At 71.8% G+C, this 21,631-nt stretch carries 20 protein-coding genes and 1 pseudogene; 11 read left to right on the top strand and 10 right to left on the bottom strand.

Annotated elements, in window-relative coordinates; all coding sequences use genetic code 11:
• Positions 1-9 precede the first annotated feature (9 nt).
• From Sri02f_RS42095 to Sri02f_RS33235, 6 genes and pseudogenes are all read right to left on the bottom strand, one after another.
• Positions 10-1,086 (bottom strand): hypothetical protein, encoded by a 1,077-nt coding sequence (locus Sri02f_RS42095; RefSeq protein ID WP_174855757.1) that lies wholly within the window; start codon positions 1,084-1,086, stop codon positions 10-12.
• On the bottom strand, positions 1,083-2,921 hold the full coding sequence (locus Sri02f_RS33250) for a hypothetical protein (protein ID WP_109005041.1): 1,839 nt from the start codon (positions 2,919-2,921) through the stop codon (positions 1,083-1,085). The genes Sri02f_RS42095 and Sri02f_RS33250 overlap by 4 nt, the downstream gene beginning before the upstream one ends.
• A 173-nt stretch (positions 2,922-3,094) precedes the next feature.
• On the bottom strand, positions 3,095-3,559 hold the full coding sequence (locus Sri02f_RS43175) for a hypothetical protein (protein WP_245970917.1): 465 nt from the start codon (positions 3,557-3,559) through the stop codon (positions 3,095-3,097).
• Positions 3,560-3,580: 21 nt separating this feature from the next.
• On the bottom strand, positions 3,581-3,853 hold the full coding sequence (locus Sri02f_RS43170; protein WP_245970916.1) for a TIR domain-containing protein: 273 nt from the start codon (positions 3,851-3,853) through the stop codon (positions 3,581-3,583).
• Positions 3,854-3,866: 13 nt separating this feature from the next.
• Positions 3,867-5,159 (bottom strand): helix-turn-helix domain-containing protein, encoded by a 1,293-nt coding sequence (locus Sri02f_RS33240; RefSeq protein ID WP_174855756.1) that lies wholly within the window; start codon positions 5,157-5,159, stop codon positions 3,867-3,869.
• 218 nt (positions 5,160-5,377) lie between these two features.
• A pseudogene (locus Sri02f_RS33235) lies at positions 5,378-5,660 on the bottom strand (transposase); the annotation flags it as partial.
• Here Sri02f_RS33235 and Sri02f_RS43715 point away from each other — a divergent pair.
• The 5 genes from Sri02f_RS43715 (at position 5,659) to Sri02f_RS33215 (ending at position 8,531) form a co-directional block, all read left to right on the top strand.
• On the top strand, positions 5,659-5,787 hold the full coding sequence (locus tag Sri02f_RS43715; RefSeq protein WP_281261912.1) for a hypothetical protein: 129 nt from the start codon (positions 5,659-5,661) through the stop codon (positions 5,785-5,787). The pseudogene Sri02f_RS33235 and the gene Sri02f_RS43715 overlap by 2 nt on opposite strands.
• A 152-nt stretch (positions 5,788-5,939) precedes the next feature.
• Entirely contained in the window at positions 5,940-6,302 is a 363-nt protein-coding gene (locus Sri02f_RS33230; protein ID WP_109005038.1) for a hypothetical protein, read from the top strand.
• Positions 6,299-6,958 carry a nucleotidyl transferase AbiEii/AbiGii toxin family protein gene (locus Sri02f_RS33225; RefSeq protein WP_109005037.1) on the top strand — a complete coding sequence of 220 codons (660 nt, stop codon included), beginning with the start codon at positions 6,299-6,301 and terminating at the stop codon, positions 6,956-6,958. Before Sri02f_RS33230 ends, Sri02f_RS33225 begins: the two co-directional genes overlap by 4 nt.
• 758 nt (positions 6,959-7,716) lie before the next feature.
• Entirely contained in the window at positions 7,717-8,136 is a 420-nt protein-coding gene (gene panD / locus Sri02f_RS33220; protein ID WP_109005036.1) for an aspartate 1-decarboxylase, read from the top strand.
• A 47-nt stretch (positions 8,137-8,183) separates the two neighbouring features.
• Entirely contained in the window at positions 8,184-8,531 is a 348-nt protein-coding gene (locus tag Sri02f_RS33215; RefSeq protein WP_109005035.1) for a GNAT family N-acetyltransferase, read from the top strand.
• Between the two features lie 601 nt (positions 8,532-9,132).
• Here Sri02f_RS33215 and gnd read toward each other — a convergent pair.
• Entirely contained in the window at positions 9,133-10,572 is a 1,440-nt protein-coding gene (gene gnd / locus Sri02f_RS33200; RefSeq protein ID WP_109005033.1) for an NADP-dependent phosphogluconate dehydrogenase, read from the bottom strand.
• Between the two features lie 189 nt (positions 10,573-10,761).
• Between gnd and Sri02f_RS33195 the strand changes: the two genes are divergently transcribed.
• A complete protein-coding gene (locus Sri02f_RS33195; RefSeq protein ID WP_109005032.1) occupies positions 10,762-11,994 on the top strand; it encodes a transglycosylase family protein in 1,233 nt (410 codons plus the stop codon).
• On the opposite strand, the gene Sri02f_RS33190 is transcribed toward Sri02f_RS33195, so the two are convergent.
• A complete protein-coding gene (locus tag Sri02f_RS33190) occupies positions 11,984-13,396 on the bottom strand; it encodes a DMT family transporter (RefSeq protein WP_109005031.1) in 1,413 nt (470 codons plus the stop codon). The genes Sri02f_RS33195 and Sri02f_RS33190 overlap by 11 nt on opposite strands.
• A gap of 228 nt (positions 13,397-13,624) precedes the next feature.
• On the opposite strand from Sri02f_RS33190, the gene Sri02f_RS33185 reads away from it, so the two are divergent.
• From Sri02f_RS33185 to Sri02f_RS33165, 5 genes are all read left to right on the top strand, one after another.
• Complete coding sequence (locus Sri02f_RS33185; protein WP_109005030.1) at positions 13,625-14,458, top strand: (2Fe-2S)-binding protein; 834 nt, start codon at positions 13,625-13,627, stop codon at positions 14,456-14,458.
• Between the two features lie 38 nt (positions 14,459-14,496).
• Entirely contained in the window at positions 14,497-15,657 is a 1,161-nt protein-coding gene (gene glgA / locus Sri02f_RS33180; protein ID WP_109005029.1) for a glycogen synthase, read from the top strand.
• Between the two features lie 54 nt (positions 15,658-15,711).
• Positions 15,712-16,932 carry a glucose-1-phosphate adenylyltransferase gene (gene glgC, locus Sri02f_RS33175; protein WP_109005028.1) on the top strand — a complete coding sequence of 407 codons (1,221 nt, stop codon included), beginning with the start codon at positions 15,712-15,714 and terminating at the stop codon, positions 16,930-16,932.
• A 165-nt stretch (positions 16,933-17,097) separates the two neighbouring features.
• Entirely contained in the window at positions 17,098-18,420 is a 1,323-nt protein-coding gene (locus Sri02f_RS33170; protein ID WP_109005027.1) for a wax ester/triacylglycerol synthase family O-acyltransferase, read from the top strand.
• 104 nt (positions 18,421-18,524) lie between these two features.
• A complete protein-coding gene (locus tag Sri02f_RS33165; RefSeq protein ID WP_109005026.1) occupies positions 18,525-20,033 on the top strand; it encodes an SDR family NAD(P)-dependent oxidoreductase in 1,509 nt (502 codons plus the stop codon).
• Between the two features lie 87 nt (positions 20,034-20,120).
• On the opposite strand, the gene Sri02f_RS33160 is transcribed toward Sri02f_RS33165, so the two are convergent.
• Both Sri02f_RS33160 and Sri02f_RS33155 read right to left on the bottom strand, forming a co-directional pair.
• A complete protein-coding gene (locus Sri02f_RS33160; RefSeq protein WP_109005025.1) occupies positions 20,121-20,888 on the bottom strand; it encodes an SDR family oxidoreductase in 768 nt (255 codons plus the stop codon).
• 25 nt (positions 20,889-20,913) lie between these two features.
• Positions 20,914-21,369, bottom strand: coding sequence for a hypothetical protein (locus tag Sri02f_RS33155; protein ID WP_109005024.1), 456 nt, complete (start codon positions 21,367-21,369; stop codon positions 20,914-20,916).
• Positions 21,370-21,631 lie beyond the last annotated feature (262 nt).

The following is a 21,631-nucleotide window of genomic DNA, read 5'->3' as shown; positions in this document are numbered from 1 at the left end:
GGTCGACGGTCAGACCGTGTCGGCCGGCGGCCCGGAGTCGGGCGCCAGTTCCGCTCCGGTCTCGGGAGCGGGAGGTCTCGGGGGATCGAATCGGCGTAGGAGGTCCTCCGCTGTCTCGTGGCGGTTGTGCTGCTCGACGAGCTGCGAGAACTGTCGGGCCAGCATCGCCCGCCGGTCGTCGTCCTCCGTGAAGCCCATAGCTTCGAAGAACCCCGACAGGTGGTCTGCAGCCGAGGGCTCACGGGCCGGGAGATCGACAGACTCCGTGCCGATGTCCGGCGTCCAGGGTCCTTCTGGCCGGTTCGGCAGCATCTCGAGCAGGCGCTCGGGGATGTCGGTGTCGTTGGCAGCGGAGGTCAGCTGCGCCAGCAAGGGGAGGTCGGCCACGGTCTTCGCCACGTGCTCGTCGTTCCTGGTGAGCCACCACACGACGGCGCTGCCGGTGTCCTTGAGGGCGTCCTCGCCCAGATACCGGCGCTTGCTCTGCTCGTACTTGCGCTGGTGCTCCCAGACCGCCTCGTCCTTGCGTACGCCGGCGAGCCGATCCAGACGCTCCTGATCCTCGTCGGGCAACGTGAGGTTGATGTCCTCCGCCATCGCCCGGAGGTGGCCCGTGGAATCCGGGCACATGCGGCTGAGGGCGCCACCGAGTTCGTGCTGAAGGAGCGAGGCGTGGCCGGGTTCCCGCTTCTCGGCAATCGCGCGGGCCCGGCTGAGGACCGCGTCGACGGCGAGGCCGGCCGGGTTGACGACCGTGCCGCGCCCCGGGCCGTCGGCGAAGCACCACCGTACGGTCGCTGAGAAGACGAAGTGGTAGTCGTCCCAGAGGCTCGGGAGCGCGACTCGGTTGACGCGGTACTCGGTTCGCTCCACCGGGGCAGCCGTGAGCTGCTCCTCGAAGCTGACCGGCACCGGGCCGCGGCGCTGCGAGGCCACCCGGAAGGTCACCGCGGGCAGCATGAGAAGAAGCGCGGCCAGCGCCGGCCAGGTCCAGCCGGGCCATCGCTGCACCAGGCCGACGATGGTCAGCAGCAGGCCGCACATAACAGTGAGGAACACGGTCGTCGTCTTGCGTGCGGTCGTCATGATCGCCCCCTTCTGGCCGATGCCGACGGGGCGGCAGGACCGAGGTTCTGTGCCACGCCGATCTTGTGGAGCAACAGGTCGGTCGTCTCGGTGGAGTGGGCGCCTGCGCCCGGAGAAGCGAACTCCGCCTGGCGCGCGGACGCGTACAACGCGGCGAACGCCGCGCCCCGGTCCTCACCGCATCGGTCGGCGGCAGCGACCAGCAGGTCGAGGAGGACCTCCCCCCGGTCACCAGCGCCCTCGGCCGCCCAGTGCAACCAGCTCTGTATCTCTGCCCGTGGTGCCACGCGTCGGCCTTCCGGCCGCGACACCGCGTGGGTCAGCACGGCACGCCAGCACGTGATCAGCGAGCGTCGTACCCCGTCCTCGTCGACCAGGGCGCGAGTGGTGACGGAGCGGTCCGTGAGCGGCTCCGGATCGCTGACGCGCAGAAAGATGGCCAGGTCGGTCGGTGCGAGGTCGCCGCGTGTCAGCCGGTCGAGCAGCCTTCGGCGTAGCCGTCGGCTGCCGGCCACCAGGTCGCACAGGGCCTGCAGCGCATGGGCCGTGCCGCGCTCACGCCGGGCGAGATGGTGCAGCCGGATCAGGGCGTGGTCCGGATGGTCCAGCGCGAGGACGTCGGCGCAGACCTGGACCAGCACCTGGGCGAACTCACCGGTCAGCCGGCGGTACGCGCACCACTGGTAGATCCGCTCGCGGAAGTCCCTGCCATGGGCGGGGTCCGCGAGACCGCAGGTGAGCGCCTGAACCGCGGCCTCCGACCGGGCTCTGCCCGCTCCTTGTGCGCTCCATCGTTCGGCGAGCGCGGCGAGCGCGTCGGGCCGCCCGGTTCGCAGATACTCACCCGCCAGCCGGGCCACCAGTCCGTCGCGGACGTCCGGCACGAGATGCGGGTCGCTCGACTCGACGACCCGCGCGGCCCACGCGCCGAGGTGCGGCCGCAGGTCGGGCATGTGGTCCCAGAAGTGGGCGCGGACGGCGGAGTCGTAGTCCAGCTCGGTGAACCGCACGCGACCGTCCGGCCCGGAGCGGGCCGAGATCTCCGAAAGCCGCTGGGCGAGGTCCTTGCGCTGGAGGAGCGGAGTCTCCTCCTCGGGGGCCCCGACCGTGCTCAGCAGAAGTGCGGCCGCCCGGTGGACGACGTCGGCGTGCGCGCCGTGGAGCATGGACACGGCGACCATCAGGGCGCGTTGAGAGGCGTCGGGCACACCGGCGACGCGGTCGGCGACTTCGGCGCGGCGCCCGGCGCGCGCACGTTTCGCGGCCGCGCACCACTCGGGGAATCCCTCGCCGGGCCCGGCCGTTTCGCGGGCACGGCGTATGCGGTCGGCGAAGTCGGCGATCTCCCGCATGGGTTTGCGTTCGCTCAGGAACTCGTCGACAGTGACGTCGTTCCGGAGAAACTGCTCGCACGGCACGCCGTGGGCGCGCAGGTGTCGTCTGAGAACCTCCATGGGGAAAGCCGGCGGTCCGATCTCGACACGGAAGTGCTGCAGGTCGGGATCGAGGGCCCCTTCGTGCGGCATGACGACGACGAGATGGGCCCGCCGCTCGCGCACCGTCTGGCGCAGGGCGGGAAGGCCGCCCCGGGCCGCATGCCACAGACCGGCCTCCGCGGTGGACAGGTCGAGCAGCAGCCGGTCGTCCGGGTCGACGAAAGCCGGGTCGTACAGCGGCAGTTCGTCCCGCTCGGCGGGCAGGAGTTCGCGGAAGGCCCCGCCGGGACGGTGGTGTTCGCGCAACAGTACGCGAGCCGTGGCCGAGCGGCCGCTGCCGGGAGCACCGTCGAGGATGACGCTGCCCGTCTCTTCGAGCGTGGTGCGGGCCCTTCCCATGTTGACTGGAGCGACCAACACCCTTCGGACCCATCGCAGTTGGTCATCGGGAAGCTGCCGGAAGATTGGCTTTCGGGGTTCGTGGGCAGCGGCGCCGAGGTTGACGTAAATGTGGCCGTCGCCCGTGTGCGTGACGCCCCGCGTGCTCTCGACCCGGGTGGTGTGTTCTGTGCTCACCGTCGGTCGTCCTGGGGCCGCTCCGGCTCCCCGAACCGCTGGTGGACGTCCCCGTGATGGTCGCCCTCGGTGTACGTCGTTCCGGTGCCCGAGATGTAGCGGTCGCCCGACACATGGCGTGAGTTGTTGTAGATGCTGCCGCTGCCCGTGTGGACCGTGCCGTGGGAGTTCTTCACGATCGTGCCGCCGACGTCACCGCTGAAGTCGCCCGCTTGGACGGACGTTCCACTCACGTCCCCGATCGAGTTGCGCACGCTGGTCGACGTCGGCGACGGCTCGCCGGGCTCGATCAGGTCCCGCAGCTCGGGCACCAGCTCGGCGACCAGATCGCCGATACGCCGGACGCCGGCCTCGGTGTCGTGGGTGCTGTCGAACGGTACGGACTGCAGATCGGCGAGCCGCGCCAGCTCGGGGGGCATGGCCGCTTTGTTCAGCCGGTCGGTCTTGCGGCCGTCCAGCACGGGAACGACGATGAGCCCGCACTAGAACGCGGCCTCGATCTCCTTGCGCACCCAGTCGTCGGGATCTTGCAACCGACTGCGGAAGTTCGTCCAGTCCGGTCCTACGACGGCCAGCAGCACGCAGCTGCGGCGTAACGCGGTCAGGAGAACCTCGGGGTAGGCCTCCCCTGGGGTGATGGACCTGGACGCGCGGAAGACGCGGTCCTGGCCGAAGCGACGTGACAGCTCCTGGTCGAGGAGGGCCGCGGTCTGCTCGCCGTCGCCGGTGCGGTAGTTGATGAACACGTGGGGCATGCCAGTGACTCCTTCAGATGGTGGAGGGGCGCGACAACGTGCCGAGTCGCGGTCCCAGCCGTCGTACGGAGGAATGGTTCGCGTGGCGCGCCAGGGCGCGGGCGAGCCGTCTCAGGTCGGTCGTGACCGTGGCGGAACCCACGGCCTCCACTCCGTCGAGCAGGGGCGCCGCCAGGTCGCAGGCGTGGTCGATCTCGCCGGCCGACGCGTAGGCGAGTGCGCGGCGGACGCCGTACCTGACCTGGGTGCGAACCGCGTCCTCGCCGACCAGGGCGAGTTGTCGGTCCAGTTCCTCGCTCGCCTCCCGCGGCTGCCCGAGATCGACCAGACACCAGCCGGTGACCATGCCGACCGGATCGGGAAGGTGCATGGTGCCGATCACCGGCTCGTCGGTCCCTTCGTCCTGGAGAGAAAGAAGCGCACGCGCGCGGTCCAGCGCGTCCAGACAGGCCCGGCGGTCACCCGCCAGGGCGTGGCCCTGGGCTTCGCGCTGTGCAGCGAGCCCTCGTATCCGCGGGGGCAGGGCCTTGCTCTGCGCGCGACGGGCCAGAGCGACTGTCTGCTCGGCGTCGTCCCGGTACAGCGTGATCAGGGCCCGGCGGACCAGCGCGTAACCCGCCAGTGCCCGGTCGCCGCCGGCGGCCGCCAGATCGACCGCGCGCTGCGTCCACCACAGAGCCGCCCGCTCGTCCCCGGTCTCCTGCACCAGCCAGCCGACGTATTCGGCGTACCGGGAGCCAAGGGCCAGCAGGTGGCGACGGGTGCCGCCGTCACAGTGGGCGGACAGTTCCCGCAGGGTGTGGGTCTGTGCGATCAGAACGGGCAGGAGTAGACCGGGCGCCACCGTCTGGCCGAGTCTGCGGTAGTGGGTGAACAGCGAGCGGGAGGCTTCCACCATTTCCGCGCCCGCGGCCGGCGAGGCCGGGCCCGCGCTGTCGGACCGCCACGCCATCAGCGAAGCGGCACCGGCGCCTATGGCATCCCGCCGACTCAAGGGATGGAAGGTGTTCGGGCCGTCCGGCGACAACTGCATGATCCAGTCCTCCTCGTGGACAAAGCCCGGCGCCGGATCGACGGGCGGGTCGGTGGTCTCTGGTGCGAGCAGGGACAGCAGGGCTCCGTCGGCCCCGAGGGCGGCGTCACACAGGCGGGCGAGGTCACGGCTGGGGGCCTTCAGGCCCCGCTCCACCTTGCTCAACTGCGCCTTGCTGTAGTGCACAGAGCCGGACAGGGCGGTGAGGCTGAGCCCTGCCTCCAGACGCCGCTTCCTCAACTCCTCGCCGAACCCGGTGGACGGCTGTGGCACGGAAACCTCCAACCCCTCCCGCCATCGGCCGAGTCGGCGCTGCACGTAGAGTGCGGCAGTCTGGCCGGGGCGGACAAGACGATCGATGCTGTTTCCCGTTTCCTTCTCCGACATGGGAACGCGACATGCGCGGCAGGGAGGACCGGAGAAACGGACTATCTGGAAGCCGTGCCGAAAAGGGAGGAGATCGTGCGCTCGACCACTCACCGGATGACGTCCAGGCCACTGCCGTGGTCCTCGCCCCGCTCGGCGATCACCGGTGTGATGCCGAGAGCCCGCACAAGACGGTGGTACTTGTCATGGTCATAGCCGCGGTCCGCGAGCAGGGCTTCAGACCGTCGGCGCGGGCGGCCGACCGGTCCCGCTAGCCGCGGGATCTTGTCGAGCAGAGGCGGCAATTGGGTGACGTCGCCCACGGTTGCCGCCGGTCAGCGACACCGCGAGCGGAATGCCCTGACCGTCGCCCGCCGGGTGCCCTCTCGTCCACTGCGCCGGCGCCATGGGCCTCCTCGGGACCGTCGTCATTCCCGACGCCGAGACGGAAGCCGCAGCCGACTCCATCGCGGCGGTCCTCCGCGTGACCTGCTGTGCCACGATCACCCGCGCCCGCGAGCGGGGCTGGTCCTAGGTCGGCAGGGCAGCCGGTTGCTAGGCCACCTGGGGCTGTACAGGTAGGCCATGATGAGCGTCCGAGGGAGGGCGGGCGGCGCCCGACCCGTGCGTACGACAGAAGGGCCCGTATCCGCCATGCCGCCGCCTCCCAGCAGCGATACTGGATGCATGGACCCGACGATCACCGCTCCCCGCGCCGAGGTGCTGCGGGACCGCTACCGCAGCCGACTGCCCGAGCGTTTGCAGGAGCTGGTCGGCCCCGTCGAGGGCAACGTGGACCTGCCGCTCCACATCGTCTGGTCCGGGCGGACGAGCTACAGCCTGGACCGTCCGAAGTCCCGCATGACGCTCTACCGGACCGTCCTCGCCGAAGGACTGAGTGAGGACCTGGTGGCCCTCCTGCACCACCGGCTGCTCACCGAGCAGTGGTCCGTCCTGCGGCGCTTGATCAGCCCCTACATCCGCGAGGTCTGGGAGGACGCCTTCCCTGAGCTGCTCCGCACCGCTCCGGCCGACACGACCGCCGCGTGAAGCTCACTCCGCTCCACGAGCGTCTCCTCGCCGACATCCTCGACCTCGGCTCCCCCTACCCTCTGGTCCTCACCGGCGGATACGCCGTGCAGGCCCACGGCCTGGTCGAACGCTTCAGCCGCGACCTCGACGTCGCCACCGAGAACCCCGCTCCGATGCAGGAGATCGTCGCCTCACTCACAGCAGGTCTCAGCGCGCGCGGATGGCGGACCACGCACGTCCAGACCGATCCGCTCAGCGGCCGTTTCCTCGTCACCGATCCGGACACCGGCGAGGAGTGCGAGGTCGACGTCCTCAAGGAGGCGTTCTGGGCCCCTCCCGCTCAGACTCCCTACGGCCCTGTTCTTTCCCTCGATGACGTGATCGGCACCAAGGTCCGTGCCCTCGCCGACCGAGGCACCGTCCGTGACCTCATCGACGTCCAAGCTGCCTCCCGCCACCGCTCCACCGCCGACCTCGAATCCCTGGGCCGCCGTCGTGCACACGACGAGTTCAGCCTTGAAGACCTCCGGGACAGGCTCATTGGCGCGGACTGGTACGAGGATGAGGACTACACCGCGTATGGGCTCACCTCTCGCCAGATCGACGAACTCAAGGCGTGGGCACTGGAGTGGGCGGAGGATCTGGGTGCGCGGATCCATGACGAGAATGCCTGAGAGGCGGACATCGTGCCCATCCCACATCGTGCCCATCCCGCCTCTACCGCCGTTGCAACGAGAGGATGCGGAGTAGCCAGTAGTCGCAACCCGGAGCCGTCCACGATGGGTGGCCACCCGGCACGGCGGATGTGCAGGGCAGTCGAGCGATACCCCGCAAATGGAGCGTGGCCTTCTGCGCTCCTTCACGATGCGCTACAGAGCCGGGCTGCGCTTCGGATGCTTCCACTGTCTTCCCCCTCTTCGTTGCCCTCCGGCTTGGAAGTAGCAGCCTGGGCAGACGGCCGGAACTCAGCTGCCCACCAAGTGGTAGCGACCGTGATCGATCGATCACAGTCGTGAGCCCGGCCTGGTTGAACCACAAGGCTGCAGACCGTGTGCTCCCTGTTGAGGTGGCGGGCCATGGGTCGATAACGGTCAGGTTGATCACGGCTTCGGATCGGGCCGGGAGCGCCTCGTATCGAACGATTTCCAGGTCGATGCCGAAGGCGGCTCCGTGCTTGACCTGACGTATAGCCAGGTAAGTCAGCATCCGGTCAGCATCAGTCCTCGCACATCCGGGGATGGGTGTTCGAGCAGGTGCTTGGTTGGCGATGGAGAAACAGCCTGGTTCGCACGGAAGTGCAGGTGAGGAGCCTTCTTGCCCGAGTGAAGTCGATGTTCTTCGGCATCTTCGACTCCGACGCGTGCCCGTGTAGAGTGACGACCGCCCTTGACCTGCACAAAGCAGGCAGGGAGCCGTCTTCCAGGAGTCCAACATGCTGCGCACCATGTTCAAGTCCAAGATCCACCGTGCCACCGTCACCCAGGCCGACCTGCACTATGTGGGATCGGTGACCATCGATGCCGACCTGCTGGACGCCGCCGACCTGTTGCCGGGCGAGCTCGTGCACATCGTCGACATCACCAACGGGGCCCGTCTGGAGACGTACGTCATCGAGGGCGAGCGCGGTTCGGGCGTCGTCGGCATCAACGGAGCCGCCGCCCATCTCGTGCACCCCGGCGATCTGGTGATCATCATCAGTTACGCTCAGGTGACCGACGCCGAGGCGCGGGCGCTGGAGCCGCGGGTCGTGCACGTGGACCGCGACAACCGCATCGTGGCCCTGGCGGCCGACCCCTCGGCGCCGGTGCCGGGCTCCGACCAGGAGCGCAGTCCGCACGCGGTGTCGGTCTGACCGACGCGGCCCGCGTACCCTCCGCCCCCATCGCACCGGGAGTGCCCATGAGTGACATCGAGATCCGCGACGACCGGGCGGCCGGCCGCCTCGAAGCGCTCGGTGACGGCGGTGAAGTCGTGGGCCGTATCGAGTACTTCGTCCTCGAGTCGCCCGCGCCCGCGCTGGTCCCGGTGCACACGATCGTCGAGCCCGCTCACGAGGGCAAGGGCATCGCGGGGTCGCTGGCGCGCGAGCTGTACGCCCTGTCCGCGCGCGAGGGCGTGCCGGTGGCGCCGCTGTGTCCCTACGTCGTGAAGTGGGCCGAGCGCCACCCCGAGGAGGCCCCGGCCGCCGACCCCACGCTGCTCAGCGCCGCCAAGGACTGGCTGCGGGCGCACCCGGGCCGGTTCTGACAGACGTCTCACAGCTCACAGCTCACCGCTCATGGCTCACAGCTCACAGCTCACCGTTCATGGCTCACAGCTCACCGCTCACAGCTCACCGCTCATGGCTCACCGCTCATGGCTCACAGCTGAGGGCTGTCGGCTGAGGGCTGTCGGCGGGACTTCTGACGGGTCACGGGGTCGGGGTGGGTAACGGGGCTGGGCGGGCCGTCCGGGTGAGTGCGTGGGGCGGTCCCGGGTACGCGGGGGAGTAGTTCAGAGTCAAGCCCCGCCAGCGGCCGGAGGACACGATGACCGACCCGTACCCCGCCCCCGTCCCGCCCGGACCGACGCCCGGCCCGGACCCGGTCCCACCGGACCCGTTCCCGCGTCCGCCCACGCCCGAGCCGCAACCGCCCGGCCCCCAGCCGCCCGGTCCGGGACCGACGCCCCCGCAGCCCGTACCGGCCCCGGACCCGTCGCCGTCCCCGATCCCGCCGGGGCCGGAGCCGGTTCCCAGCCCGGAACCCGGCCCGCCCCTCACCTGACCCGCTCGGCCCGACGCGGCAGCGGCGGGCGGCTCCGCGCCGCCCGCCGCTGCCGCACCCGTATCGGACGCGCCCCGCGTGGACTACGCGTCCACCTCCGAGCGGTCTCCGCCCCACAGCGTGTGGAACGCGCCCTCGCGGTCGACCCGCCGGTACGTGTGCGCGCCGAAGAAGTCCCGCTGGCCCTGGGTGAGCGCAGCCGGCAGGCGCTCCGCGCGCAGGGCGTCGTAGTACGCGAGCGCGGCGGCGAAGCCCGGCGTGGGCACCCCCTGGAGCGTCGCGGACACCAGCACCTCGCGCCAGGCGTCCTGGGCGGCCGCGATCTCCGAGGCGAACGTCGCGTCGGAGAGCAGGCTCGGCAGGTCCGCGCGGGCGTCGTACGCGGCGCGGATCCGGTCGAGGAAGGCCGCGCGGATGATGCAGCCGCCGCGCCAGATCGAGGAGACGGCCCCGAGGTCGATGTCCCAGCCGTACTCCTCGCTGCCCGCGGCGATCTCGTGGAAGCCCTGCGTGTACGAGACGATCTTCGAGGCGTACAGGGCCTGCTCCACCCGGTCGGCGAAGGCCTGCGCCTCCGCCTCGCCCAGCGGGGACGCCTTCGGGCCCGCCAGGTCGCGGGAGGCCTCGCGCAGCGCCGCGTGACCCGACAGCGAGCGGGCGAAGACGGCCTCCGCGATGCCCGACACCGGAACCCCGAGGTCCAGCGCGATCTGGACGGTCCAGCGGCCGGTGCCCTTCTGCTCCGCCTGGTCCACCACGACGTCCACGAAGGGCCTGCCCGTCGCCGCGTCCACGTGGGAGAGCACCTCGGCCGTGATCTCGATCAGGTAGGAGTCGAGGCGGCCGGTGTTCCAGGTGCGGAAGATGTCCGCGATCTGCGCGGGCTCGTATCCGGCGACGTCACGCAGCAACTGGTACGCCTCGCCGATGAGTTGCATGTCGGCGTACTCGATGCCGTTGTGCACCATCTTCACGAAGTGACCGGCGCCGTCCGGGCCGACGTGGGTGACGCAGGGCGAACCGTCCGCCGCCTTCGCGGAGATCTTCTCCAGCATCGGGCCCAGTGACTCGTACGACTCCGGCGAGCCGCCCGGCATGATGCTGGGTCCGTGCAGCGCGCCCTCCTCGCCGCCGGAGATGCCCGCGCCGACGAAGTGCAGACCCTGCTCGCGCAGCTCGCGCTCACGGCGCCGGGTGTCGGCGAAGTGCGCGTTGCCGCCGTCGATGATCATGTCGCCGGGTTCGAGCAGCGGGGCGAACTCGCGGATCACCGCGTCGGTCGGCTCACCGGCCTTCACCATGACGACCAGCCGGCGGGGCCGCTCCAGCGCCGCGACGAACTCCTTGGCGGTCTCGGCCGCGATGAAGTCGCCCTCGCCGCCGAACTCCTCGACCAGGGCGCGGGTACGGGCCGCCGTCCGGTTGTGCAGCGCGACCGTGTAGCCGTTGCGCGCGAAGTTGCGGGCGAGATTGCGCCCCATCACCGCGAGACCTGTGACGCCGATCTGGGCTGAAGTGCTCATACGGTTGGCTCCTTGGAGAGGTGTGCCCGTCAGTATCGTCCTCGGACCATCCTGACGGATCTTGGCCCCGGTTTCCCGGCGGGTCCCCCTCGCGCCCCGAGCGATTCGGGGCGGCCGGTTGTCGCCTTGTCATGGCCTGTTCGGGGCCCGTACTTTTGCCGCTCCTGACGCATGTCGAGGGGGATCTCCATGGCCGTACGCGGCCGGCACCGCCGGTATCAGCCGAACAGGATCAACCGAGCCTCGCTCACCGTCACGGCGGGCGGCGCCGGCATGGCGATACCGCTCATCGGCGCGGGAGCCGCCCAGGCGGCCGACGTGGACACCTGGAACAAGGTCGCCGCCTGCGAGTCGAGCGGCGACTGGAACATCAACAGCGGCAACGGCTACTACGGCGGACTGCAGTTCACCCGGTCCACCTGGGAGGCGTACGGCGGCACCCGGTACGCGCACCGCGCGGATCTGGCCACCCGGGACCAGCAGATCGCCGTCGCCGAGAAGGTGCTGGACGGGCAGGGTCCGGGCGCGTGGCCGGTGTGCTCGGGGCGGGCCGGCCTGAGCCGGGCCGGCGACACCCCAGACGTCCACCCGCACGCCACGCCGGCGAAGTCGGCGGAGTCGTCCTCCAGGGCGTCCGGCGGGTCGACCGCGAAGGCGCCGAAGGCGTCGAGGACGTCCCTCGACGCCGTGCGGGCGCACAGCACTCCGCAGTCCCGGGCGGGCACCGCGCAGATGTACACGGTCGTCCGCGGCGACACGCTCTCCGGCATCGCGGACGCCGAGGAGGTCAGGGGCGGCTGGCGCGGGCTCTACGCCGCCAACCGGACGACCGTCGGCGACGACCCGGACCTCATCCTGCCGGGGCAGCGGCTCAGCCTGAACGGCCGGGCGGGCGCCGCGCGGACCCCGGGCGGCGCCAGGCACCACACGGAGAAGCCGAAGACCTCCGCGGACGCCGGGCAGGGCAAACCGGCCAAGAGCACCAAGCACAAGGGCGCGCACAAGGCGAATACGGGCCACTCCTTCGTCGCGCCCGTCGGCGCGGCCACCGGAACGCCGTACCACGCGACCGGGTCCTCCTGGTCGAAGGGCTACCACACGGGCGTCGACTTCCCCGTGCCCACCGGAACGTCCGTCAAGGCGGTCACGGCGGGCGAGGTGGTGAGCGCGGGCTGGGGCGGCTCGTTCGGCTACCAGGTGGTCATCCGGCACGCGGACGGCCGCTACACGCAGTACGCCCACCTGTCCGCGATCTCCGTCCGGGACGGGCAGTCGGTGAGCTGCGGCCAGCGCATCGGGCGGTCCGGTTCCACGGGCAACAGCACGGGCCCGCATCTGCACTTCGAGGTGCGAACGGGGCCCGGCTTCGGAACGGACATCGACCCGCTGTCCTATCTGCGGGCCGGCGGCGTCAGGATTTGACCCGCTCCCGGTGCCGGTCCACGACCGGCACCGGGACGAACAGACCTCCGTGCAGCGGGGTGTAGAACGACGGAGACGCGTCCGGGGCGGACGGCTCCTCCTCGTAGGGGTCGTCCCCGGCGCCGGCCGGGGTCGACGCCGGCACGGGCGCCGACCGTTCGTCGCCGCCCTCCGCCGGCAGGTCTCCGAGTCGCACGCTCTCCAGCCGGATGTCGTCCAGCCGAACTTCGTCCAGCCGAACTTCGTCCAGTCGCATGCCGCCCAGCAGCGCGCGGTCCAGCAGTACGTCCTCGTGCCGTGCGTCCTCGTGCCGTGCGTCCTCGTGTCGTGCGTCTTCCTGTCGTGCGTCTTCCTGTCGTGCGTCGTGCGCGACGTGGGGCAGGTCGCGCAGACCGTTCAGGAGCGCGCCTTCCAGCGCCGAGGCCGCCGACTGCTCCGGGAGCCGGAGCACGAACGCGTCGCTCACGCTCGCGCTTCCGCGCTCGGCCGCCGTCGCGACACGGTCAGCGCCAAGAGTTCCGGCGGCCGGGTCCGCGGGGGCGGCCGCCTCGTTCCGCGCCGTCCGCGGGTGGCTCGACTGCAGACGCTCCGTCGTGAGCAGGATCAGGCCGCCCGCCGCCACCGCACCGCAGCCCAGGGCGAGCGCGGTGCCCGTGCTGCCGTAGCGGAAGGTCTCGCCGAACATCGTGATGCCGACGGCGGCCGCCACGACCGGGTTGACCACGGTCAGCGTGGCCAGCGGAGCCGCGAGCCCCGCGCCCCGGTAGGACGCCTGCGACAGCAGCATGCCGGCCGTGGCCAGCACGCCGATCACGGCCAGCGAGGGTATGTCGGCGGCCGAGACGCCGTCGGTCCAGTCGACGGCCACGGTCTTGGTGAACACCGACGACATGCCGAACGCTATGCCGGACGCGGTCGCCAGGAGCATGCTGCGGACCGCGGGGTGCCGGTGCGCGGCCCGGCCGGCGATCATCAGGGTCACGACCGCGCCCGCGGTGAACACGGCCACGGCCACGCGCTGCGCGGTGCTCAGCGACTGCGCGTCCGAGGCCCCGACCAGGGAGAGCAGACCCGCGAGACCGACCGTCGCCATGATCGCGCCCCGCCAGGCCGTCGCCCCGGCCCTGCGGCCGACGAACAGCGCCGCCATGGGCAGGGCGAACACGATGGTCAGCGCACCCAGCGGCTGGACCAGGCTGAGCGGACCGTAGGCCAGCGCCACCACGTGCAGGAGTCCGCCGAGACCGTTCAGCGCCACCGCGGCCCACCAGCCCGGCCGGCGCAGCGGGGCGTACTCCTCGTCGGGCGAGGACACCGCGACCTGCTCCTGCACGATCGCCCCGCCCGCGTACGCGACAGCGGAGACGAGCGACAGGACCACGGAGAACGCGAGGGCGCTCATGAGCTGCTCCTCTGCGTGAGGCGGGGGCACCGGGCCCGGCGCGGCGAACGGTCGTCATCCATGGCCAACACGATGCCCTGTCGATCTGTTCCCGTCGTCGTCCCTGAGCACCCAATGGGTCCTACTACCGATGGAGTACGACGGGCCCGCCGTCCTCCCCCAGGCGGGTGACGGCCCAGGGATCCCCCTGACCACCGACCCCGACCCCCCTTGGTACTACTGGACTTCGTGACTCTCGACCCCGGTCTCGCCGCACTCCGTCCGCTCGGCGGCTTCTTCGCCCTCCACACCCCCGCGGACGCCTCGCCGGGCCCGGTCCGCGAGCTGCCGACCCTCGCGCGGGTCTACGGGGACCCCTCCGCCCACGGGGACCCCTCCGCCCACGGGGACCCGTCCGTCTTCGGGGACCCCTCCGTCTTCGGGGGCGCCTCCGACAGCGGGCCGTCGCAGGTCGGCGGGGACGCACTGTCGTTCCGTGTGCGCAAAGTGGTCCGGGCGCTGCGCGCCCCGGAGGACCGGATCGGCGCCTCCGTCGCCCAGCAGGGGCTCGCGGCCCGCCTGTGGTCCGTCACGCTGGGCTGCGCGGTGCTGTACGGGTCCATCCCCGACCTCGCCCCGGAGCTGCTGCGCTGGGACCCGGACGGGGCCGCCCCGGACGACCTGTGGCTGACGCGGGTGCGGCCCCGGCCGGGGGACGCGGCGACCGTGGCCCGGGTGGTCGTCGACGGCCATCTGGAACCGCTCGGCGCGGCTCTGCGGGCCCGTCACCCGGTCGCGGCGGGCCTGCTGCGGGGCAACGCCGGATCGGCCCTCGCCGCGACCGCCCGGCTGCTGGAGCAGTGGGCCCGTGCGCACGGCAGGCCCGACGTCGCCGCACGCGGGCGTGGCCTCACCGCCGAGCTCTTCGCCCATCCCTACCTCGCGGACACCGGCGTCCTCGCCGACGGCGCCTTCCGCCGCCGCAGCTGCTGCCTGTACTACCGGGCGCCCGGTGGGGGCCTGTGCGGCGACTGTTGCTTCACACGACCCCCGCGCTCTTCCCCACGCGCCCCGTCTGAGTGACCATGAAAGGGAACCGGTCGCTGAGATAGGGGTTACGGGTGCGAGTGGGACTGCTGACCCGGGAGTTTCCCCCGGACGTGTACGGCGGCGCCGGCGTCCACGTCGAGTTCCTGGCCCGCGAGCTGCGGCGACTGGTCGACGTCGACGTGCACTGCTGGGGCGAGGGCCACGCGGACGGCGTCCGGCGCCACCGTCCGTGGTCCGCGCTCGACGGGGCCAACGACGCGCTGCGCACGTTCTCCGTGGACCTCGCCATGGCGGCCGCCCTCGAAGGCTGCGAGCTGGTCCACTCGCACACCTGGTACGCCAATCTCGCCGGACGTCTCGCCCAGCAGCTGTACGGCGTCCCGCACGTGGTGACCGCGCACTCGCTGGAGCCGCTGCGGCCGTGGAAGGCCGAGCAGCTCGGCGGCGGCTACGCCCTGTCGAGCTGGGCCGAGCGGAGCGCGCTGGAGGCCGCCGACGCGGTGATCGCCGTTTCCGGCGCCATGCGCGACGACATCCTCGCCTGCTATCCCTCGCTCGCCGCGGACCGGGTGCACGTCGTGCACAACGGCATCGACACCGCGCTCTACCGCCCCGACCACGGCACCGACGCCCTCGCCCGGATCGGTCTCGACCCGGACCGCCCGTTCGTGCTGTTCGTCGGCCGGATCACCCGTCAGAAGGGCGTGCCGCATCTGCTGCGCGCCGTACAGGGCATCGACCCGGCGGCGCAGGTCGTGCTGTGCGCCGGCGCCCCCGACACTCCCGAGATCGACCAGGAGTTCCGGGACCTCTTCGGCCGGCTGAGCAGCACGCGGGACGGCGTTCACTGGATCCCGAAGATGCTGCCGCGCCCCGAGGTGATCCAGCTCCTCACGCACGCGGCCGTGTTCGTGTGCCCGTCGGTGTACGAACCCCTCGGCATCGTCAACCTGGAGGCGATGGCGTGCGGCACGCCCGTCGTGGCCTCCCGGGTCGGCGGTATCCCGGAGGTCGTCGAGGACGGCGTGACCGGCACGCTCGTCGCCCTGGACGACGAGGGCGACGCCTTCGAGGCGGGCCTCGGCCGCGCGCTCGACGAGATCCTGGGCGATCCGGCGACGGCGCGTCGTATGGGCGAGGCGGGCCGGGCCCGCGCGGTCGGCGAGTTCGGCTGGGACGCGGTGGCCCGGCGTACGGTCGGACTGTACGAGGAGATCCTCAAACAGGCGTAGAGAGCCCCGCGCCGGGGCAGCCATGGGTATCAAACCAGGGTGAGGGGAGCGGCCATGCGTCGTGGTGGGCCTTCGGTGCTCGGGATCGTGCTGGCGGGCGGTGAGGGCAAGCGGCTGATGCCGTTGACCGCGGACCGCGCCAAACCGGCGGTCACCTTCGGCGGCACGTACCGCCTAGTGGACTTCGTGCTGTCCAACCTCGTCAACGCGGACATCCTGCGCATCTGCGTGCTGACGCAGTACAAGTCGCACTCGCTGGACCGGCACATCACCACCACCTGGCGGATGTCGAGCCTGCTCGGCAACTACGTCACCCCGGTCCCGGCGCAGCAGCGGCTCGGTCCGCGCTGGTACCTCGGCAGCGCCGACGCCATCCTGCAGTCGCTGAACCTCATCTACGACGAACGGCCCGAGTACGTGGCGGTCTTCGGCGCGGACCACGTCTACCGCATGGATCCGCGTCAGATGCTGGAGCAGCACATCGACAGCGGCGCGGGGGTGACCGTCGCCGGCATCCGGGTGCCGCGCGGCGAGTCCTCCGCCTTCGGGGTGATCACTCCCGGCTCGGACGGCCAGACGGTCGAGCGGTTCCTGGAGAAGCCCGCCGACCCGCCGGGGCTGGTGGACGACCCGGAGTCCGTGTTCGCGTCGATGGGCAACTACATCTTCACGACGAAGGCGCTCATCGAGGCCCTCCAGCGCGACTCCGAGGACGAACGGTCCGTGCACGACATGGGCGGCTCGATCCTGCCCCAGCTCACCGAGCGCGGCGAGGCCCACCTGTACGACTTCCACGACAACCACGTGCCGGGGGAGACCACCCGCGACCAGGGTTACTGGCGCGACGTCGGCACGCTCGACGCCTACTACGACGCCCATATGGACCTGATCGCCGAGCGGCCGGCCTTCAACCTCTACAACCGCACCTGGCCGATCTACACCCACTCGGGCCAGCTGTCCCCGGCGCGTTTCAACGCGGGCGGCATCGCGGGCGAGTCGATCATCAGCTCGGGATGCCTGATCCGCGGACAGGTCACCCGGTCGGTGCTGTCCCCGGGCGTCGTGGTCGACCCCGGCGCGGTGGTGCAGGGCTCGATCCTGCACGACAACGTGCACATCGGGCGGGGTGCGGTGGTCCGCGGGGCGGTCCTCGACAAGAACGTCGAGGTGCCTCCGGGGGCGACCATCGGGGTGAACCCGGAGCGCGACGCGGAGCTGTACACCGTCTCGCAGGGCGGCGTGATCGCCCTGGGGAAGGGACAGCGGGTCACGTAGGCGAGCAGGCGGTCGCCGGAGGGACGAGGGTGGTGCATTTGCGCGCGACGCCGCGAGACGCGGACTTAATCCGATGTTAACTGTGCGTGGCACGGTCGTACTTGACCGTAATCAGTGGTGAGAGGTTGACTGCCTACTCACCCCATCGTGACGCGAGGCGAGCCCTTGACTGCTGATGATCTGCTGGCACCGCTGGACCTGGCGTTCTGGAACATCGAGTCCGCCGATCACCCCATGCACCTCGGTGCGCTCGGGGTCTTCTCGGCCGGTTCGCCCGCCGCGCCCGCCCATGCGGCCGATCTGCTCGCCGCCCGGGCGGCCGCGGTCCCCGGACTGCGCATGCGGATCCGGGACGTGTGGCAGCCCTTCGCCTTCGGCGGCGCGGTGCGCGAGCCCGACCCCGACTTCGACCCCCTGCACCACGTCCGCCTGCACGAGCGCGCCGCCGACTTCCAGGCCGAGGCCGGCCGGCTCATGGAACGGCCGCTGGAGCGCGGCCGCCCGCCGTGGGAGGCGCACGTGGTGCCCGACGAGGACGGCGTCTCCTTCGCCGTTCTCTTCAAGTTCCACCACGCCCTCGCCGACGGGCTGCGCGCGCTGACCCTGGCCGCGGCCGTCCTGGACCCCATGGACATGCCCGCGCCACGGCCCCGGCCCGCCGCGCCCGCCGCGCCCCGGATCCCGGACGTGCGCAGGCTCCCGGGTCTGCTGCGCGGAGCGGTCTCCGAGGTGGGCCGCGCCCTCGACATCGGCGCGTCGGTCGCGGTGTCGGGCCTGGGCGTGCGCTCCAGCGCCGCGCTCACCGCCGAGTCCACCGGCACCCGCCGCACCGCCGGCGTCGTCATCGATCTCGACGACGTGCACCGGATCCGCAAGGTCGCCGGCGGCACCGTCAACGACGTGCTGATCGCGGTCGTGGCGGGGGCCCTGCGCCGCTGGCTCGACGAGCGCGGCGACGGCAGCGCGGGCGTGCGGCCCCGTGCGCTGATCCCCGTCTCCCAGCGCCGCCCCCGCACCGCGCACCCCCAGGGCAACCGGCTCTCCGGATACGTGCTGCGGCTGCCGGTCGACGACCCGGACCCGCTCGGCCGGCTCGCGCACTGCCGCACCGCCATGGACCGCAACAAGGACGCGGGACCCGGCCGCGGCGCCGGCGCCGTCGCCCTGCTCGCCGACCACGTCCCGGCACTGGGCCACCGTCTGGGCGGGCCCGTGGTCGCTCAGGCCGCCCGGCTCTGGTTCGACATCCTCGTCACCAGCGTCCCGCTGCCCGGCTTCGGTCTCAAGCTCGGCGGTAACCCGGTCAACGAGGTCTTCCCGTACGCACCGCTGGCCCGCGGCCAGGCCCTGGCGGTCGCCGTCTCGACGTATCGCGGCCAGGTCCACTACGGGCTCGTCGCCGACGCCGAGGCCGTCCCCGACCTCGACCGGTTCGCCTGCGCGCTGACCGCCGAGGTGGAGACGCTCATCACGGCCTGCGGCTCTTGACGGGAACGGGTTTGGAGGAGCGGCCCGGCGCTCCGTAAAATTCCCCCTTCGTAGGGCGGGCGCGGTCGGAGCGCCGCACACGTGAGCAGGGAAGCGGCAGCGCGATGACGGTGACAGAGGACGGCTCGGCGGCGATCGCGGACGACGTCATGGACGAGGTCGTGTACGGGCCCGGCATCGACCCGGAGCGGCTCGCGGTGTGTCTGGCCGTGCTGGACGAGCTCGAGCAGCTGGACGTCGACCACCCCGACGCGATCGCCGTGCGCCGGGCCACCGCCGGCGTCTACCGCACGGTGAAGCAGCGCCGCAGGCAGGAACGACGCGCCGCCAAGACCGCCCACGACAAGGCGGTCACCGAGGCCACCGCCACCGGCTCCGCCCAGCGCATCGACGACGAGACCGAGGGCATCCTCCCGTCCTCCGTCACGGAGGAGGGCAGGATCGCGGGGATACTCCAGCGGCCGCGCTCCTGCTACACCTGCAAGACCAGGTACGTCGAGGTCGACTACTTCTACCACCAGCTCTGTCCGGCCTGCGCCGAGCTGAACCGCTCCCGCCGTGACGCCCGCGCCGACCTCACCGGCAAGCGCGCGCTGCTCACCGGCGGCCGCGCCAAGATCGGCATGTACATCGCGCTGCGGCTGCTGCGCGACGGCGCGCACACGACGATCACCACGCGCTTCCCCAAGGACGCCATCCGCCGCTTCAAGGCCATGGACGACTCCGCCGACTGGATCCACCGCCTGGAGGTCGTCGGTATCGACCTGCGCGACCCGGCGCAGGCCGTGGCCCTCGCCGACCGGGTCGCCGAGGCGGGCCCGCTGGACGTCCTCGTCAACAACGCGACGCAGACCGTGCGCCGTCTGCCCTCCGCCTACGCCGCCCTGGTCGACGGCGAGAGCGCCCCGCTGCCCGCAGGCGAGCTGCCTCCCCACCACGTCATCGGCGCCTTCGGCTCCGGCGCGGTGGACGGCCTGGCCGCGCTGCCCGTCGGCATCAGCGGCATGGACGCCCAGCAGGTCGCCGACCTCGCGCTGGTCGCGGGCAACGCCAGCGTGGCCCGGCACCTCGACGGCACCGCGATCGACGCGGGCGGCCTGGTCCCCGACGTCGTCGACACCAACACCTGGGTGCAGACCATCGAGCAGATCTCCCCGGTGGAGCTGCTGGAGACCCAGCTGTGCAACTACACGGCGCCGTTCATCCTGATCAGCAAGCTCCGCCCGGCCATGGCCGACGCCGCGAGGAAGGCGACGAGCGGGCGCGCCTACGTCGTCAACGTCTCGGCGATGGAGGGCGTCTTCGGCCGCGGCTACAAGGGCGCGGGCCACCCGAACACGAACGCCGCCAAGGCCGCGATGAACATGGTGACGCGGACCAGCGCCCAGGAGATGTTCCAGGCCGACGGCATCCTGATGACCTCGGTCGACACCGGCTGGATCACCGACGAGCGCCCGCACTTCGACAAGCTGCGCCTCGCGGAGGAGGGGTTCCACGCGCCGCTCGACCTCGTCGACGGTGCGGCCCGGGTCTACGACCCGGTCGTGCGGGGCGAGGCGGGCGAGGACGTGTACGGGGTCTTCCTCAAGGACTACGCGCCGGGCAAGTGGTAGCGAGGCCGGGCGCCTAGGAAGCCGCGGCCGGCCAGGTGCGGCCGGCGCGGCGCACGGGCCCAGGTCCCGGCCCCGGCCCCGCGCCCGTCAGGTCGCGATGCGGGCTCTTCGCACCCGCGTACCGCCGTCCACCAGCAGATCCGCGCCCGTGATCCACTCGGCCGCGTCCGACGCCAGCCACAGCACCGCCCTCGCCACGTCCTCCGGCTCCCCGATGCGGGCCAGCGGCAGTCCCGCCGCCGTCTCCTGCTCGCCCGGCTCCCACACGAACCGCGCCATCTCGGTGCGGACGAGACCGGGGGAGACCGAGTTGACCCGGACGCCCGGGCCCAGCTCTCCGGCGAGCTGCTGGGTGAGGTGGAGCAGCGCCGCCTTGCTGGTGCCGTACGCGCCCACGCCGGGGCCGGTGTGCGCGGCGCCCTCGGTGCAGATGTTGACCACCGTCCCGCCGTGCTCGCGCATCCAGCCGCGCCACGCGCACTGCACCAGCCGCAGCGGCGCCTCGACGTTGACGGCGAACGCCTCCCGCCAGAGCGCCGGGTCGGCGTCCATGAGGGGACCGTACGGCTGGTTCGTCGCGGCGTTGTTGACCAGGACGTCCAGTCGGCCGAACTCGCGCAGGCACAGGCCGGTGAGCTCCTCGGGATGACCGGGATCCGTGACGCTTCCGGCCAGGCCCACCCCGTTGAGCTCCGCGGCGGCCCGCCGCACGTCCTCCGGGTAGCGTGCGCTCACGCACACCCGCGCCCCGGCGTCGGCGAGCGCCCGTGCCACGGCCCGGCCGATGCCCCGGGTGGCCCCGGTGACGACCGCGGCCCTCCCGCGCAGACCGTACCGCCCGTGCGACGACGTCATCGGCGTACCGTCTCACGACGGACCGTCAATCGACAGCCCCGAGGCGGGAGTTGCGTGCCGCGACCAGTTCCAGCACGGTGCGCCAGTCCTCCAGGACGCCCGCGTCGAAGACGGTCGTCAGACCGTCCTCGTCGGCCTGGCGCAGGCTGAGCAGGTCGTCGTCGTCACCGAGGGCGACGCCCCGCCAGGGATGCAGCCGTACGAGACGGGCGACCCGTGGCCCGAGCAGCGGGCCCACCGCGTCGGCGGCGAGCGCCGCCCGGCCGGCCGGGTCGGCCGGGCGCAGCAGCTGTCCCACGGGATGGACCAGCCCGGTGAGCTGGAGCTCCTTGTCCGCGGGCCGGCTGCGGCGCAGCAGTGCGGCCGTCCGCAGTGAGTGGTCGTGGAGGTCGACTCCTGCACCCGGGCCGTGCCCGGTGCGCCGGACGCCCCGGCACGCGTACAGCAGGTCCATCAGCTCCTCGACGCTGCGCAGCTCCATGCGTCAGTCCTCCCGGGAGTCAGCCGTTCTGCACATCAGCAGATCATGGCCTGCTTGCGATCCGGCGAACGCGGCCTGAACGGCGCGCCCGGATCGGCAGGGGTGTTCACCGCTGTACGCCGGTCGAGTGAACCCAATCCGTGCATCAGGCGGCAAAGGGGTTCAATTCACCTGCGGAGACATACGGGTGACTCGCCACGGTTACCCCAAATTTTCGGGCGCTATCGAGCGGCGCCCCGCTCATCTGGTTAGGCTGTAGCCG

This window comes from Streptomyces rishiriensis, from assembly GCF_003112535.1.
GTDB classification, from domain to species: Bacteria; Actinomycetota; Actinomycetes; order Streptomycetales; family Streptomycetaceae; genus Streptomyces; species Streptomyces rishiriensis.
Note: the sequence above shows the minus strand (reverse complement) of the source record. Positions and strands in the feature narration are given on the sequence as shown.